At 68.6% G+C, this 15179-nt stretch carries 17 protein-coding genes; 1 reads left to right on the top strand and 16 read right to left on the bottom strand.

All coding sequences use genetic code 11. The features are described 5' to 3' along the window. Positions 1-143 precede the first annotated feature (143 nt). The 16 genes from lpxK to ACTJJK_RS07630 form a co-directional block, all read right to left on the bottom strand. Positions 144-1187 carry a tetraacyldisaccharide 4'-kinase gene (gene lpxK / locus ACTJJK_RS07705; protein ID WP_440729916.1) on the bottom strand — a complete coding sequence of 348 codons (1044 nt, stop codon included), beginning with the start codon at positions 1185-1187 and terminating at the stop codon, positions 144-146. Next, positions 1184-2932: a lipid A export permease/ATP-binding protein MsbA gene (gene msbA / locus ACTJJK_RS07700; RefSeq protein ID WP_031371448.1), complete on the bottom strand. Its 1749-nt coding sequence runs from the start codon at positions 2930-2932 to the stop codon at positions 1184-1186. The genes lpxK and msbA overlap by 4 nt, the downstream gene beginning before the upstream one ends. Next, positions 2929-3378 (bottom strand): ExbD/TolR family protein, encoded by a 450-nt coding sequence (locus ACTJJK_RS07695; RefSeq protein ID WP_031371449.1) that lies wholly within the window; start codon positions 3376-3378, stop codon positions 2929-2931. The genes msbA and ACTJJK_RS07695 overlap by 4 nt, the downstream gene beginning before the upstream one ends. Before the next feature lie 11 nt (positions 3379-3389). Further along, positions 3390-4055, bottom strand: a complete 666-nt coding sequence (locus ACTJJK_RS07690; protein ID WP_036148319.1) for a MotA/TolQ/ExbB proton channel family protein — start codon at positions 4053-4055, stop codon at positions 3390-3392. A gap of 27 nt (positions 4056-4082) precedes the next feature. Then, positions 4083-6467, bottom strand: a complete 2385-nt coding sequence (locus ACTJJK_RS07685; RefSeq protein ID WP_440729915.1) for a DNA internalization-related competence protein ComEC/Rec2 — start codon at positions 6465-6467, stop codon at positions 4083-4085. A 2-nt stretch (positions 6468-6469) separates the two neighbouring features. After that, positions 6470-7216, bottom strand: a complete 747-nt coding sequence (gene lolD / locus ACTJJK_RS07680) for a lipoprotein-releasing ABC transporter ATP-binding protein LolD (protein ID WP_223619494.1) — start codon at positions 7214-7216, stop codon at positions 6470-6472. Next, a complete protein-coding gene (locus ACTJJK_RS07675; protein ID WP_031371452.1) occupies positions 7209-8453 on the bottom strand; it encodes a lipoprotein-releasing ABC transporter permease subunit in 1245 nt (414 codons plus the stop codon). The genes lolD and ACTJJK_RS07675 overlap by 8 nt, the downstream gene beginning before the upstream one ends. 165 nt (positions 8454-8618) lie before the next feature. Beyond that, positions 8619-9065 carry a hypothetical protein gene (locus tag ACTJJK_RS07670; protein WP_031371453.1) on the bottom strand — a complete coding sequence of 149 codons (447 nt, stop codon included), beginning with the start codon at positions 9063-9065 and terminating at the stop codon, positions 8619-8621. After that, positions 9016-9291, bottom strand: coding sequence for an FAD assembly factor SdhE (locus ACTJJK_RS07665; RefSeq protein ID WP_031371454.1), 276 nt, complete (start codon positions 9289-9291; stop codon positions 9016-9018). Before ACTJJK_RS07665 ends, ACTJJK_RS07670 begins: the two co-directional genes overlap by 50 nt. Positions 9292-9316: 25 nt before the next feature. Continuing rightward, a complete protein-coding gene (locus tag ACTJJK_RS07660) occupies positions 9317-10000 on the bottom strand; it encodes a hypothetical protein (protein ID WP_440729914.1) in 684 nt (227 codons plus the stop codon). Next, positions 9997-10419 (bottom strand): MAPEG family protein, encoded by a 423-nt coding sequence (locus tag ACTJJK_RS07655; RefSeq protein ID WP_440729913.1) that lies wholly within the window; start codon positions 10417-10419, stop codon positions 9997-9999. The genes ACTJJK_RS07660 and ACTJJK_RS07655 overlap by 4 nt, the downstream gene beginning before the upstream one ends. A gap of 106 nt (positions 10420-10525) precedes the next feature. Continuing rightward, positions 10526-11308 (bottom strand): succinate dehydrogenase iron-sulfur subunit, encoded by a 783-nt coding sequence (locus ACTJJK_RS07650; protein ID WP_031371457.1) that lies wholly within the window; start codon positions 11306-11308, stop codon positions 10526-10528. 81 nt (positions 11309-11389) lie between these two features. Then, positions 11390-13144 (bottom strand): succinate dehydrogenase flavoprotein subunit, encoded by a 1755-nt coding sequence (gene sdhA / locus ACTJJK_RS07645; protein ID WP_051884726.1) that lies wholly within the window; start codon positions 13142-13144, stop codon positions 11390-11392. A gap of 42 nt (positions 13145-13186) precedes the next feature. Then, on the bottom strand, positions 13187-13582 hold the full coding sequence (gene sdhD / locus ACTJJK_RS07640; protein ID WP_031371459.1) for a succinate dehydrogenase, hydrophobic membrane anchor protein: 396 nt from the start codon (positions 13580-13582) through the stop codon (positions 13187-13189). Further along, on the bottom strand, positions 13579-13974 hold the full coding sequence (sdhC, locus tag ACTJJK_RS07635) for a succinate dehydrogenase, cytochrome b556 subunit (protein ID WP_031371460.1): 396 nt from the start codon (positions 13972-13974) through the stop codon (positions 13579-13581). Before sdhC ends, sdhD begins: the two co-directional genes overlap by 4 nt. 96 nt (positions 13975-14070) lie before the next feature. Beyond that, positions 14071-14259 carry a DUF1674 domain-containing protein gene (locus ACTJJK_RS07630; protein WP_081930722.1) on the bottom strand — a complete coding sequence of 63 codons (189 nt, stop codon included), beginning with the start codon at positions 14257-14259 and terminating at the stop codon, positions 14071-14073. A gap of 30 nt (positions 14260-14289) precedes the next feature. Here ACTJJK_RS07630 and ygfZ point away from each other — a divergent pair, with 30 nt between their 5' ends. Then, a complete protein-coding gene (gene ygfZ / locus ACTJJK_RS07625) occupies positions 14290-15162 on the top strand; it encodes a CAF17-like 4Fe-4S cluster assembly/insertion protein YgfZ (protein WP_031371461.1) in 873 nt (290 codons plus the stop codon). Positions 15163-15179 lie beyond the last annotated feature (17 nt).

Below are 15179 nucleotides of genomic sequence, written 5' to 3'. Positions count from 1 at the left end.
AGCTCGGGTTGGGTGCTGGCGAAGCGATAGACGGAAGGGTCGCGGCTTGCGCCGCTGTCACCCTTGGAACTCCGGCGAGCCGGGGGCGCACGATGGCGCCTCGGGCGGATCGATGGACGCCGCCGGCGCGCCGCGGTGCAACGTCAGCGCGCGCCGCGCGACGGCAGTTTGTCGAGCAGCGAAACCCAGAATGCTTCCGGCAATTCGGCACGCACCGGCACGCTGTAGTGCAGGTCCGAGGCGAACGCGCCCTCGCCCGCCAGCGGAATCTTGACCGCGTCCTTCTCGGTCATCAGCACCGGCAGGCGGCTGCCGAACTCGAAATCGGCGGCGCTGTAGCGATGATGATCGGCGAAGGCATGCGGCACGATAGCGATGCCGAGGCTGCGCAGCATGCCGAAGTAGCGCTCGGGGTCGCCGATGCCGGCGACCGCGTGCACGCGCTGGCCGACGAAGGCGTCGAGCTTGAGCGGGCGGCCGCCGAGCAGCGGCAGCGCCTGGTCGGCGATCAGGCGCATCGGCCATTCGCCGAAACCGGTGGTCGCGGCGGCGGCGTCGCCGGCGAGGTTGGGCATGTTGACCACACGGAAATCGCATTCGGCGCCGCGTTCGGGCGGCTCGCGCAACGGTCCGGCCGGCAGCAATTGGCCGTTGCCGTAACGACGGCGGCCGTCGACGACTTCGATCTCGATGTCGCGGGCGAGGCGGTAATGCTGCAGGCCATCGTCGCAAACGACGATGTCGCAGCCGGCGTCGGCCAGGGCTTTCGCAGCGGCGGCGCGGTCGCGGTCGGCGCGCAGCCTGGCGCCGGTGCGGCGCGCGATCAGCACCGGCTCGTCGCCGCCGATACGCGGATCGGTGTCGCGCTCGACCCACAGCGGCGTGGCGATGTCGTCGCGGCCGTAGCCGCGGCTGGCCACGCCCGGGTTCCAGCCTTCCTGCTTCAAGCGCTGGACCAGGGCGATCGTCAGCGGTGTCTTGCCAGCGCCGCCGGCGGTGATGTTGCCGACCACGATCACCGGCACGCCGGGGTGGCGACGACGCTTGAGGCCTTTGCGGTACAGGGTGCGGCGCAGGTCGGTGACCGCGCCGTACAGGCCCGAGAGCAGGCGCGCATGCGCGGGCACTGGGACGTCGCCGTACCAATACGCCGGTACATGCGGCTGCCGATCCGAGGCGCCGCTCATTCGGCTTCCCGGAACTGCATGCGGTGCAGATGCGCGTACAGACCGCCCTGGGCGAGCAATTCGCCGTGGCTGCCGCGCTCGACGATACGGCCCTGATCGAGCACCAACACCTGGTCGGCGTGCTCGATCGTCGACAGACGATGGGCGATGACCAAGGTGGTGCGATCCGGCATCAGGCGTTCGAGCGCGTCCTGGACCAGACGTTCGGATTCGGTGTCGAGCGCGGCGGTGGCCTCGTCGAGGATCAGGATCGGTGCGTCCTTGAGCATCGCGCGCGCGATCGCCAGGCGTTGGCGCTGCCCACCGGAAAGTTTGCCGCCCTTGGCGCCGATCGGCGTGTTCACGCCTTCCGGCAGGCGTTCGATGAACTCGCTGGCATTGGCGCCGCCGACCGCGCGTTGCAGGGCCTCGGCGTCGCTGTCCTGCAGTTCGCCGTAAGCAACGTTGGCCGCCACCGTGCCGTCGAACAGCATCACCTGCTGGCCGACCAGAGCGATCTGGCGACGCAGGTCGGCGAGGCGGTAGTCCTGCACGGGATGGCCGTCGAGCAGGATCTGCCCGGCCTCGGGGTCGTAGAAACGCGGGATCAGCTTGATCAGGGTCGACTTGCCGCTGCCGGAGCGGCCGACGATGGCGGTGACGGTGCCGGGACGCGCAACGAAACTGATGTCCGACAACGCCGGACGGTCCTGGCCCGGATAACGCGCAGTGACGTCGCGGAACTCGACCAGGCCCTGGCTGCGCGCGAGTTCGCGCGTGCCTTCGTCCAATTCGTCGGGAGCATCCAGCACGTCAAACAAGCGCTCGGCCGAGGCCAGGCCGCGCTGCAGCATGTTCTGCACGTTGGTGAGCTGACGCAGCGCCGGAATCATCGCCATCATCGACATCATCAAGGCGACGAAACCGCCGGCGCTGAGGCGCCCGGCGAAGGCTTCGTGGCTGGCGACCAGCAGCAGCAAGGCCAGGCCGATCGAGCCCATCAGCTGGACCATGGCCGAGGCGATGCTGCGGGTGGATTCGACCTTGAGGCTGAGGCGCAGGTAGTCGTCGGCGATGGCGCCGTAGCGGGTCAGCTCGGTCGGCTGCGCGCCGTAGACCTTCACTTCCTGCTGGTTCGACAGCGCCTGATCGGCCGCGAGCAGCAACTGCGCACCGCTTTCCTGGATCTTGTGGCTGATGCGGCGATAACGGCGGCCGACCTTGTCCATGACCCAGGCCAGCGGCGGCGCCATCACCGCGACGGCGATGGTGACCTGCCAACTCGTCCAGATCATCACGCCGAGCAGGGCGAGCGCCTGCAGCGACTGCTGGACCATGACCTTGAGCGCGTCGACCGCGGCCTGCGCGACCTGATCGCTGTCGGAGCCCAGCCGCACCAGCATTGACGGCACCGGCTCGGTATCGAAGCGCGATCCCGGCAGGCGCAGGTACTTGCCGAGCACCTTCACTCGCAGGTCGCGGGCGACGCCGCGGCCGGACTTGGCCATGTAGTAATCGGTGAGGTAACCGGCGAGACCGCGCAGCACGAACAAGGCGACGATGGCCGCCGGCAGCCAAATCGCCAACGCCGAGTTCTTGGCGATGAAGGTCTGGTTGATGATCGGTTCCATGATCTTGGTGAAACCGGCGCCGGCGGCGGCCTCGATCACCATGCCGAGCGCGGCGATCCAGAGCAGTCCGCGGTAAGGCCGCGAGAATTCGAGCAACCGGCGGTAGGTCTGCCAGGGCGATGCGGTGGCTGTCACCGCACCGTCCCCGCGGCGGCCTGAGCACCGGGTTGCGGCGGCGCGGTCGCGCTCATGATCCTGCGGAAACCGAGCTGGCCGAGCGCGTCGTAGACGGTGACCACGGCCTGGTACGGCGTGCGCGCATCGGCGCGCAGCATGACGGTGCGGTCGCGGTCGCTGCCGGCGACCTCCGCTATCGTGGTCTTGAGCGATTCCAGATCGTCGCGCAGCACCTCGCGGTCGCCGACGAAATAACGGCCTTCGGCATTCACCAGCACGATCAGGGCCTTGCTGGCGTCGCCGGAGGGCTCGCCGGTGGCGCGCGGCAGTTCGAGCTTGAGCACCGAGCGCGCGTCGAAAGTGGCGGTGACGACGAAGAAGATGATCAGGACCAGGATCACGTCGATCAACGGCACCAGGTTGATCTCGGGCTCATCGTCGGAGCGATGGTCGCGGATGCGCATGCGTCGGCGCCTCAGCCGGCCTGGCCGGCCAAGCGCACCGGCGCGCGCGCCTCATGCTGCTGGCGCGACTCGACCGTGCCCGGGGTCAGCACGTCGACCAGGGCGATCGCTTCGTGCTCCATCGCGACGATGTACTCGGCGATGCGGCCGCGGAACCAGCGGTGGGCCATCAGCGCCGGAATCGCGACGATCATGCCGGTCGCGGTGCAGATCAGCGCCTTGCCGATGCCGCCGGCGAGTTGGTTGACGTCGCCGATGCCGTGGTCGTTGATGACCATGAACATCTGGATCATGCCGACCACGGTGCCGAACAGCCCGAGCAGCGGGCCGGCGGCGGAAATGGTGCCGAGCGTGTTCAGGTAACGCTCCATGCGGTGCACGAGGTGGCGGCCGACGTCCTCGATGCGCTCGCGGATTTCCTCGCGCGGGCGATGGCGGACGTCGAGCGCGGCGGCGAGCAGTTCGCCGAGCGGCGCGGTCGCGCGCAAGGACTCGATGTGGGCCGGGTCGAGCTTGCCGGTCGCGGCCCAGGCGCGGACTTCCTGGCCGAGCTGCGGCGGCAACACCGCCCTGCGACGCAGGGTCCAGAGGCGTTCGATGATGATCGCCAGCGCTACCGCCGACAGGATCAACAACGGAATCATCGGCCAACCGCCGGCCTTGACCAGTTCCAGCACTCGCGAACCCCCGGCCCGTGGCCGACATCAATCTGGCCGATAGGATAGCCCAGCGCCCGCACGCCGGGTCGCATCCCACAGACGCGGGTGTGTCTGGCGTCGCGTTTCCACGGCGATGCCGCCGGCGCGCAGCCCCACCCGCAAGGCGCCATCTGCCGCGGTATCGCGGGTGCCCGCCCCGGCGCGGCGCCAGCGTTCCAGCACGTCCGCGCGCGGGTGGCCGAAGCGGTTGCCATGGCCGCTGGATACCAGGGCGTGGCGGGCGCCGGTCGCGGCGATGAACTCCGGATCGGAGGAGCCGCCGCTGCCGTGGTGGGCGACCAGCACCACCTCGGCGCGCAGGCGGTCCTGCGCCGAAAGCCCGGCACGGCGGACCAGATCGCGCTCGACCACCTCGCCGATGTCGCCGGTCAACAGCGCCGCGCCGTGCTGGCTTTCGACCCGCAGCACGCAGCTCGATTCGTTGCCCAGGTAGGGAAAATGCCGGGGCGGGTGCAGGAAACGCAGGCGCACGCCGTCCCATTCCCAACTGCGCCCGGCCTCGCAGGGACGGGTGCGGATGCCCTCGAGCGCCTCGCCGTCGACCTCGGGCGGCGCGAACACGACCGGCGACGGAAACGCGCGCAGTACGCTGGCCACACCGCCGGCGTGGTCGTTGTCGCCGTGGCTGGCGACGACACGGTCGAGGCGACGCACCCCGAGCGCATGCAGGGCCGGCACCACCGCGCGCTCGCCGGCGTCGAAACCGTCGCGCACCGAGGGCCCGGCGTCGAACAGCAGGCTGTGGTTCGCCGTGCGCACCAGCACCGACAAGCCCTGCCCCACGTCGACCACGATCAGTTCGGCTTCGCCCGGCCCGGGCAGATGCCGATCCGGCCACAGCAAAGGCAGCCACAACAGCAGCGCCAGCGCCTTACCGGGCACGCCGCGCGGCAGCAGCAGCCAGAACGCGCCCAGCATCGCCAGCGGCAAGGCGAACCAGGCCGGCTCCGGCAGCCACCACAAGGCCAGACCGCTGTCGGCCAGGGACTCGAACCCGGGCCAGCTCGCGTCGAAGCAGGCCGCGGCGCCGCGCCAGGCGAACTCGCCGGCGCCGGCGTGGAGCGCCTCCAGGCCGGTGCCGAGCAAGGCCAGGGGCACCACCACCAGGCTCCACCACGGCACCGCAATCAGATTGGCGAACGGCCCGGCCAGGGAGGCCTGGCCGAACAACAGCACGCACACCGGCAGCAAACCCAGGCTCGCCACGCCCTGCGCGCTCAGGAACCCGCGCAAGCGATCGCGCCAGCCGGTCGCCGCCATCGAATCCGGCAAGCACCACAGCAGCCAGGCGACGCCGAGAAAGCTCAGCCAGAACCCTGCACCGAGCAAGGCCAAAGGATCGGCCAAGGCCATCGCGATCGCCGCCATCGCCAAGGCGTCGAAGGCGTGAAAAGGCCGGCGCGACATGCGCAGCGCCGCGACCAGCGCGATCATCAGCCAGGTGCGCACGGTCGGCAGGGCGAAGCCGACCGCGGCCGCATAGGCCAAACCGCCGAGCATCGCTGCGACCGCCGCCGCGACCACCCCGGGGCAGCGCCGCCCCAGCGCGGGGAATACCCGCCATAACCGGCCCGCGAACAAGGCGAAGAAGCCCGCGACCAAGCCGACATGGAAGCCGGAGATCGCGATCAGATGAGTCAGGCCGTCGGCGCGCAGCACGCTCCAGTCGCGCTCGTCCAAGCCGCGGGTGTCGCCGAGCGCGAGCGCACGCACGAAGCGCGAAGACGGCGACCGCACCGTCGCGGCGATGCGGTCGGAGATCGATTCGCGCCAGGCATCGAGCCCGCTCGCCTTGGCCAACAGCCGTGCGCGCTCCGGCTCGCGCAGGTAGCCGGTCGCGGCCAAACGCTGCATCAAGGCGTATTTTTCGGCGTCGGGACCGCCCGGATTGCGCAGGCCGCGCGGCGCCCGCACCCGCGCCTGGAACCGCCAACGCTGGCCGGCCCGCAGCACGCGACGCGGTTCGAGTTCATCGTCGTACCAGGCCAATCGCAACAAGCGGCCGCGCAAGGGCTCGGGCTGTTGCGCGTCCTCGTCGATACGAAACAGAAAACGGCTGCGGCGCGGTTCGTGCTGCGGAAGATCGACGATGCGCCCGCTGACGACGATCTCGCGCTTCTCCCAGTCCGGCGGCAACTGCAGGCTCAGCGCATAGGCCGCATGCAGACTGGCGAGCGCGAACCCCAACACCGCCGCGGCGAGCCAGCGCCAGCGCGGCAAACGCCACCACGCAACGGTGGCGGCGATCAGGGCGGGTAACGAAACTCCCCACGGGCACGCATGCGGCAAGGCCAGTCCGGCACCGATGCTGGTCAGCAATGCGCAGGCGACGAGTTTTCCGAAGGGCGGCGTCCTTGCCGCGTCGTGCATGTCTACACCTCGGCGGCGTCCAGTTGCCGCAGTTTGCCTTCGTGCAATTCCAGCACGCGGTCCAGGCGCCGCGCGAGGCGGCGGTCGTGGGTCACCAACACCAGGCTGGTGCCCTGGTCGCGATTGAGCGCGAGCATCAGCTCGAACACCACCGCGGCGGTTTTTTCGTCGAGGTTGCCGGTCGGCTCGTCGCCGAGCACGCAGGCCGGGCGATTGACCAGGGCGCGCGCGACCGCGGCGCGCTGGCGCTCGCCGCCGGACAGTTCGCCGGGCTTGTGATCGAGACGATGGCCCAGGCCGACCGATTCCAGCAATGCCCTGGCCCGCTCCGACGCCTGCTTGGTCGTGGCCGAACGGCTGCGGCCGTCGAGCAGCACCGGCAGCATCACGTTTTCGAGCGCGGTGAACTCGGGCAACAGGTGATGGAACTGATAGACGAAACCCAAGGCCTGATTGCGCAGCAGGCCGCGCGCGCGATCGGACAGCGCGCTCATGCGCTCGCCGGCGACGTAGACCTCGCCCGCGGTCGGCGTGTCGAGGCCGCCGAGCAGATGCAGCAAGGTGCTCTTGCCGGCGCCGGACGCACCGAGAATCGCAACGGTCTCGCCCTTGCGCACGGCCAGTTCCAACCCCTGGAACACCGGCGTGTGCAGCTTGCCTTCGGAATAAGTCATCGCCAGGCCGTCGCAACGCAGCACGATGTCGTCGGCGACGGTCCGGCGGACGTCGGCATTTTGAGGGTTATTCATAGCGCAGCGCCTCCGCCGGCGCCGTGCGCGCGGCGCGCCAGGCGGGATAGATCGTGGCCAGGAAGGCCATCGCCAGCGCCACGCAGGCGATGATGGTGACGTCGCTGGTCTGCAGGTCGGTCGGCAGGCCGGTGATGTAGTAGACGTCTTCCGGCATCAACTGCACACCGAGCACGGTCTCGATGGCCTTGAGGATGTGTTCGAGGTTCAAGGTTAAGACGATACCGCCGACCACGCCGAGCACCGTGCCGACGATGCCGATCAGGGTGCCCTGGACGACGAAGATCCGCATCACGCTCATCGGGGTCAGCCCGAGGGTGCGCTGGATCGCGATATCGGCCTGCTTGTCGGTGACCAGCATGACCTGCGAAGACACCAGGTTGAACGCACCCATGGCGATGATCAGCGACAGCAGGACCGCCATCACGACCTTTTCCATCTTCAGGGCGCGGAACATGTTGGCGTTGTCACTGCTCCAATCGGTGATCCGGTAGGGGCCGCCGAGGGCCACCGAGAGATCGCGGGCGACGTCCCAGGCCTTGTCCATGTCGTGCAGCCTCAAGCGCACGCCGGTGACGCCGTCGCCCATGCGCAGCACCCGTTGGATGTCGCTCATGTTGACCACCGCCAGGCCCTTATCGTATTCGCTGTAGCCGGCTTCGAAGATGCCGCTGACGGTGAAGCGCTTGAGCTGCGGCATCGCCCCCATCGGCGTGCTGCGGCCGTCTGCGGTCATCACCACCACGCTGTCGCCGACCTGGGCGCCCATCCACAGGGCCAGTTCCTTGCCCAGGACGATGTTGAAGCTGCCCGGGGTCAACGAGCCGAGTTTGCCTTCGACCATCTTGTCGGCGAGCACCGAGACCTTGCTCTCCTCAGCCGGGTCGACGCCGCGGATGATCGCCGGCTGTTGCCGCGTCGACGACAACAGCGCTTCCTTTTCGATGTAGGGCGCGGCGCCGGCGACGCGCGGGTCGGCGGCGGCCTTGTCGATCGCGAGCCGCCATTCGGTCACCGGTTCGCCGTAGGCGCTGATAGTGGCGTGGGCGGCCATCTGCAGCATGCGGTCGCGGATCTCGCGCTGGAAGCCGCTCATCACCGCCAGAGTGGTGATCAGCGCAGTCACGCCGAGGGCGATGCCCCCGATCGAGGCCAGGGAGATGAAGGAGATGAAGCCGTTGCGGCGTTTGGCGCGCAGGTAGCGCAGGCCGATGGCGACGGAGATGGGTTTGAACATCTATGCGGCCGAGACCGGAAGCTGGGGACTGGACATTGCTTTCATCGTGAACTCTGTCTCTCTAGTGCTGGCGGCTTGGACAGGCGCGGTGCTCGGTGGTTCGGCGCTGGCCGCCTTGCCCATCCCGAATCCCGGCTCCCTGATCGCCGCGTTCAAATCCGGGCCTCATGGTGCCATCGAACGCGGATCGCGCGCAGGGGCTGAGACCGCCACGGCCAGCCTGAGTTCACGGCGGCCGCGGGCGTCCAGGCGGTCCGGCCACCACAGCAGGCGCCGCCCCTGCCCGTCCGGGCCGGTGAAATCGAGCCGGGCCAGCCAGCCGCGCCACTGCAGGCGCAGCTCGGTGATCGGCAATTCGTCGAGGCTGGCGCGCTCGCCGGCGATGACCAGACGCTGTGGCGGCCGGCGCAGTTCGCGCCGCGCCGAATACAGCGCCCAGGCCAGGGCCAGCACCGCCAGCGGCCCGGCCACGGCACGCGGGCATTCGCTGAACCACAGCGACAACGCCGCCGCCAGCCCCAGAACGATCAGCGCCGCCGCGAGCAGACGCGACGGCCGCCACTCAAGGCGGCAAGGCCCGGATCGATTGGACGAGACGGTCGAGTTCGGCATCGCTGGCGGCCTCGTGGCCCATGAACCAGTGCCAGAGCTTATCGTCCTCGGTTTCCAGCAAACGTAGGAAAACCCCGCGCTCGGCGTCGGAAGCCTGCTTCCAGACACGGTCGAGATAACGCCCGAACAACTGGTCCAGTTCGCGCATGCCGCGCCGGCAACGCCAGCGCAAGCGACGCAATTCGATCTCGTCGCGCTCCTCGCGGCTGATTTCGGCTTCGCTCATCTCGTCGCTTCCTCGCATCGAACGCTCAGGGCGCCGCCTGGGTCGGCTTCAGCACATCGCACAGGCCGCCCGGATGACTTCCGCAATAGGCGTCGAAGTCCTTCGCCAGCGTCGGATCCTGCTCAAGCGCGAGCTTGGCCGAGGCGGCGAAATCGGCATCGCCGCTGTCGCCGGCCATGATCTCGCCGAGCTTGTTCTCGATCGAGCTTTCGGCGAAGGCGCTATGCGCCTGCAAGTGCGCTTCGCCGCCGCGCTCGCGGATGCAGTCGAGCGTGGTCGGCGTGCCAAGCGTGTCGCGCACGCAAGCCAGTTCGGTCTGTCCGGCCGCGCCGCGGAAGTACGCCAGGGCCTCGTCGATTTCGGCCTGAGTCGCGCTCTGCGCCAGACGCTTGGAGGCGCCGTCGAGGAAAGGCCCGGCCGGCATGCTGTCGAACAAGCGCTTCATGACCCCGTTGTGCTCGTCGGAAAGCGCCTCGCTGCCGGGTATGGCCTGGCTGAACACCAGGCTCAAACCCTGCTTGAGGATCTCGGCGTAACGCATCGTCTCCAGCAACTGGCGGGCATCGGCGACACGGGCGCCGCCCTGCGCAGCATCGGCGGCCTTGGCCGTATCGGCGAAAGCTGGTGCGACGCAGAACGCAGCGGCGATCAACGCGGCCAAGGTGCGACGGGCGAAACGCGAAGCGGTGACGCGGGAGAAACTATTCATGAGCTCAGCAGTCCGATTGCGAGATGGAGCCACAACGCCCACAGCACGAGCGCGCCGGCGGCGTAGACGAAAAAACGGTGCATGACCCGGTTATAGCTGCAGTGGATCGCGCTGTGGGCGATGCGCAGCGCGACGAACAACCAGGCCAAGACGAGAGTCGCGCCATCGGCCAATCCGGCCAGTGCAGCCACGACCACCGCCAGATAGAACAGTACCGGCAGTTCGAACAGATTGCGGAAATTGTCGGCCGCGGCGCTGTCGGTGAGCCGGGCGACGGCCTGCGCCGAGGTCGCGACCGCTTGTGGGTGGATGCGCTCGCGGCGCATCTGTCCGATCCGCACCGCGTACATGCGCAGCCACACCGCGCAGGTCAACGCGACCATCGCCACCGCGGGCAGGAAAATCGCCTTCGACTGCATCGCTCACCCCTGGCGCGGCGCGGATACGCCGCCTGCGACTGGCTGGACGGCACGACGGCGCCCGAGGCGCCGTCGTGGGTTGGAACCGGGCGGTGCCGCGTTCGCCTTAGACGCGGCGCGCCAGCATCAGCTTCTTGATCTCGCCGATCGCCTGCGCCGGGTTCAGCCCCTTCGGACAGGTGCGGGCGCAGTTCATGATGGTATGGCAGCGATAGAGCTTGAACGGATCTTCCAGATCGTCCAGGCGCGCACCGGTGTCCTCGTCGCGCGAATCGATGATCCAGCGATAGGCCTGCAGCAGGATCGCCGGGCCGAGGTAGCGGTCGCCGTTCCACCAGTAGCTCGGGCAGCTGGTCGAGCAGCACGCGCACAGGATGCACTCGTACAGGCCGTCGAGCTTCTTGCGGTCTTCCGGCGACTGCAGACGCTCGCGGTCCGACGGCGTCGCGCTCTGGGTGCGCAGCCACGGGCGGATCGAGGCGTACTGGGCGTAGAAGTGGGTCAGGTCCGGCACCAGGTCCTTGACCACCGACATGTGCGGCAGCGGGTAGATCGGCACCTCGGGCTTGTCGCAATCGGTGATCGCGCGGGTGCAGGCCAGGGTGTTGGTGCCGTCGATGTTCATCGCGCACGAACCGCAGATGCCTTCGCGACAGGAGCGGCGGAAGGTCAGGGTCGGGTCGATCTCGTTCTTGATCTTGATCAGCGCGTCGAGAACCATCGGGCCGCAGGTCGCGAGGTCCACTTCATAAGTGTCCACGCGCGGGTTGAGGCCGTCGTCGGGGTTCCAGCGATAGACCTTGAAGGTACGCGGCTGCTTGGCGCCCTGCGTCGGCCAGTGACGGCCCTTCTGGATCTGGGAGTTCTTGGGTAGAGCGAATTCGGCCATGCTGGCGATCTCTCGGCTTGCGGCAGTACTGCGGTGGGTTGCGTGAATGGCGCGCAGCGGAACTGCGCGCCGTAGCGCCGATCAGTACTTGCGTTCCTTGGGCGGGACGTAGGCGACGTCGTCGGTCAAGGTGTAGTTGTGCACCGGACGGTAGTCGATGCTCGTCGTACCCTTCTCGTCGACCCAGCACAGCGTGTGCTTCTGCCACTGCTCATCGTTGCGCGTGGCGAAGTCCTCGCGGGCGTGGGCGCCGCGCGACTCGGTGCGGTTCTCGGCCGAGACGATGGTGGCCAAGGCCTGGCCGAGCAGGTTCGACAGCTCGTAGGTCTCGATCAGGTCCGAGTTCCAGATCAGCGAACGGTCGCTGACCTTGACGTCGGCGAACGAAGCGTGGATCTCGCGCATCTTGCGCACGCCGTCGGCGAGGGTCTCGCCGGTGCGGAACACCGCCGCGTCGGCCTGCATGGTGCGCTGCATCTTGTCGCGGATGACCGCGGTCGGCGTGCTGCCGGTGGCGTTGCGCAGCTTGTCCAGGCGCGCCAGCGCTTCGTCGCAGGCGTCGCCGGCCAGGCGCGCGTGGGCGCCGCCGGGCGTGACCGTCTCGGCGCAGCGGTTGGCCACCGCGCGGCCGAACACCACCAGGTCGAGCAGCGAGTTCGAGCCCAGGCGGTTGGCGCCGTGCACCGACACGCAGGCCGCTTCGCCGATCGCATACAGGCCCGGCACGACCGCATCGGGGTCGCCGTTCTTCAACTGCACGACTTCGCCGTGGTAGTTGGTCGGGATGCCGCCCATGTTGTAGTGCACGGTCGGGATGACCGGGATCGGCTCCTTCTCGACGTCGACGTTGGCGAAGATGCGCGCCGATTCGGCGATGCCGGGGAGTTTTTCGTGGATGACTTCGGGGCCGAGGTGGGTCAGGTCGAGCAGGATGTGATCCTTGTGCTCGCCGACGCCGCGGCCTTCGCGGATCTCGATGGTCATCGAACGGCTGACCATGTCGCGCGGCGCCAGGTCCTTCACGCTCGGCGCGTAGCGCTCCATGAAGCGCTCGCCGTTGGCGTTGCGCAGGATGCCGCCCTCGCCTCGCACGCCCTCGGTGATCAGGCAGCCGGCGCCGTAGATGCCGGTCGGATGGAACTGGACGAATTCCATGTCCTGCAGGCCGAGGCCGGCGCGCAGGGCCATGCCGCCGCCGTCGCCGGTGCAGGTGTGGGCCGAGGTCGCCGAGAAATAGGCGCGGCCGTAGCCGCCGGTGGCCAGCACCGTGCCCTGGGCGCGGAACAGATGCAGCGTGCCTTCGGCCATGTCGAGCGCGAGCACGCCGCGGCAGGCGCCGGTCTCGTCCATGATCAGGTCGAGGGCGAAGTATTCGATGAAGAACTGCGCGTCGTGCGCCAGCGACTGCTGGTACAAGGTGTGCAGGATGGCGTGGCCGGTGCGGTCGGCAGCGGCGCAGGTGCGCTGCGCCGGCGGGCCTTCGCCGTACTTGGTGGTCATGCCGCCGAACGGGCGCTGGTAGATCTTGCCTTCGTCGGTGCGCGAGAACGGCACGCCCTGGTGCTCGAGCTCGATGATGGCCGGGATGGCCTCCTTGCACATGTACTCGATCGCGTCCTGGTCGCCCAGCCAGTCCGAACCCTTGACGGTGTCGAAGAAGTGGTAGCGCCAATCGTCCTCGCCCATGTTGCCGAGCGCGGCCGAGATGCCGCCCTGGGCGGCGACGGTATGCGAGCGGGTCGGGAACACCTTGGTGATGCAGGCGGTCTTCAGGCCCTTCTGGGCGAGACCGAAGGTGGCGCGCAGACCGGCGCCGCCGGCGCCGACCACGACCATGTCGAACTTGTGTTCTTGAATCTTGTAGGCAGAGGCCACGACTCAGGCTCCCAACGCGATGCGGATGATGGCGAGCACGCTGGCGAGAGCCGCGAGTACGCAAACGAAAACGACCGCGAGCTGCGAGGCGATCGCCAGCCCCGGGGTGTGGACGTAGTCCTCGATGACGACCTGCAGGCCGAGCTTGGCGTGCCAGAACATCGCCACGACGAACGCGCTCAGCAGCACGGCGTTGCAGGGATGGGCGACCGAGGCGCGCACCGAGGCGTAATCGCCGCCGATCCACGACACGATCAGGCCCAGCACGTACAGGGTCAGGACGATCAGGGCGACCGCGGTGACGCGCTGGACCACGAAGTGGTGGGTGCCGTCCTTCGCCGAGCCCAGGCCGCGCGCGGTCTTGAGCGGGTTGCGCAGATGCTTGTTGTTCGCGCTCATGCGCCACCTCGCGACATCATGGCGACGATCCAGATCAGGGCGGTCAGCACCAGGCTGCCGATGACGCTGATCCAGCCGTTGCGCACGAAGGTATCGACCTTGTAGGCGTAGCCCGCGTCCTGGACCAGATGGCGGATGCCGTTGATCAGGTGGTAGGCGAAGGCCCAGGTCCAGCCGAACAGGATCAGGAAACCGAGCGGCGAGCGGGCGCAGGCGGTGAACTGGGCCCAGGCTTCGGGACCGGCCGCGAGCGATACCAGCGCCCAGGCGATCAGCAAAGCGCCGACGGAAAGGATGACACCGGTGGCCCGGTGCAGGATCGAGGTCACCATCTGTATCTGCCAGCGGTAAACCTGCAGATGCGGTGACAGGGGTCGTTCGCGGTTCGCCATGCGATGGCAATCTCAGCTGGGCGGCGGCGCCGCGTGGCGGGGGGAGCGTGGGAGCGCTGTGTGGGGGGCGTGAGGGGCTAGCGGTCGGACGTCGGATCAGAAATCGATGCAGCGGCCGTTCTTTTCCCAGTCGCCGTAACGGGTCGGTTCGGGACCCTCGCGACCACCGTGCTCTTTGCGAGCGTCCTTGGCGGAAGACGAATCGCCTCCCGTCTCGGGTACGGGAGTCGCCGGGGTCTCGGACGCAAGGTCCGAAGGTGCTTCCGGGGTGGTTTCGCCTATCATCACAGCGTTAAATATTAATTCCCGGCCCCCATGCCTGACAACCCGCACCCCTTGCACGGACAGGCGTTTGCCCTGCCCGGCCAACGCCTCATAACCCTCGAAGGCCGCGACGCAGCAGCCTTTGCGCAGTCTCAGTTCATGAACGACGTGAAGACGCTCGCCGATCGACATTGGCACTGGAGCGGCTGGCTGACGCCCAAAGGGCGCCTGATTGCGCTATTCGCCCTGCTCCGCCTGTCCGACCAACGCGTCTGGCTGCTGGTCCCCGACGCCGACGCCGCGGCCATCGCCGAGGCGTTGAAACGCTTCGTCTTCCGCAGCAAGGTGGTCATCGCCCTGCGCGAGGACCTGAGCGCCGAAGGGCGCTGGGCCGAGCCGGCGCAGGCGCGCGGCGGCGCCCTCGGCGGCGACGAAGAGACAGGCCTGGAGCTGGACTTCAGCGGCGACGGCGGTGCGCGCAGCCTGCGCATCGTCGCGGACGCGAGTGCGCCGGAGGACCCGGCAGCGATCGCGCAGTGGGCGCTGGCCGATCTGCGCCACGGCCTGCCGCGGCTGCCGGCGTCGCAGGCCGAACAATGGACCCCGCAACAGCTGTCGCTGGAGCGCCTGCGCGCTTTCAGCGTCAAGAAAGGCTGCTATCCGGGCCAGGAGATCGTCGCCCGCACCCATTTCCTCGGCAAGGCCAAGCGCGGCGTGGTGGCGTTCGCCGCTGCCGCACCGATCGAGGCCGGAACGGAAGTGCGTGGCGAAAGCGCAGCACTGGGCACCGTGGTCGCCGCGGCGAGCGATGGTGGGACCCATCTCGCCCTGGCGGTGCTGCCGCTGGAGCGCCCCGAACAGGCGCTGAGCATCGGCGGCCAAGCGGTCGAGGAAGTGCCGCTGCTGGAAGGTTTCGCGCGCTGAGGTTGCGCTTCCAGGAG

Source organism: Lysobacter sp. 22409 (assembly GCF_052045105.1).
In the GTDB taxonomy this organism is placed as follows: domain Bacteria; phylum Pseudomonadota; class Gammaproteobacteria; order Xanthomonadales; family Xanthomonadaceae; genus Lysobacter; species Lysobacter antibioticus_B.
This window is presented reverse-complemented; position numbering and strand designations above follow the sequence as displayed.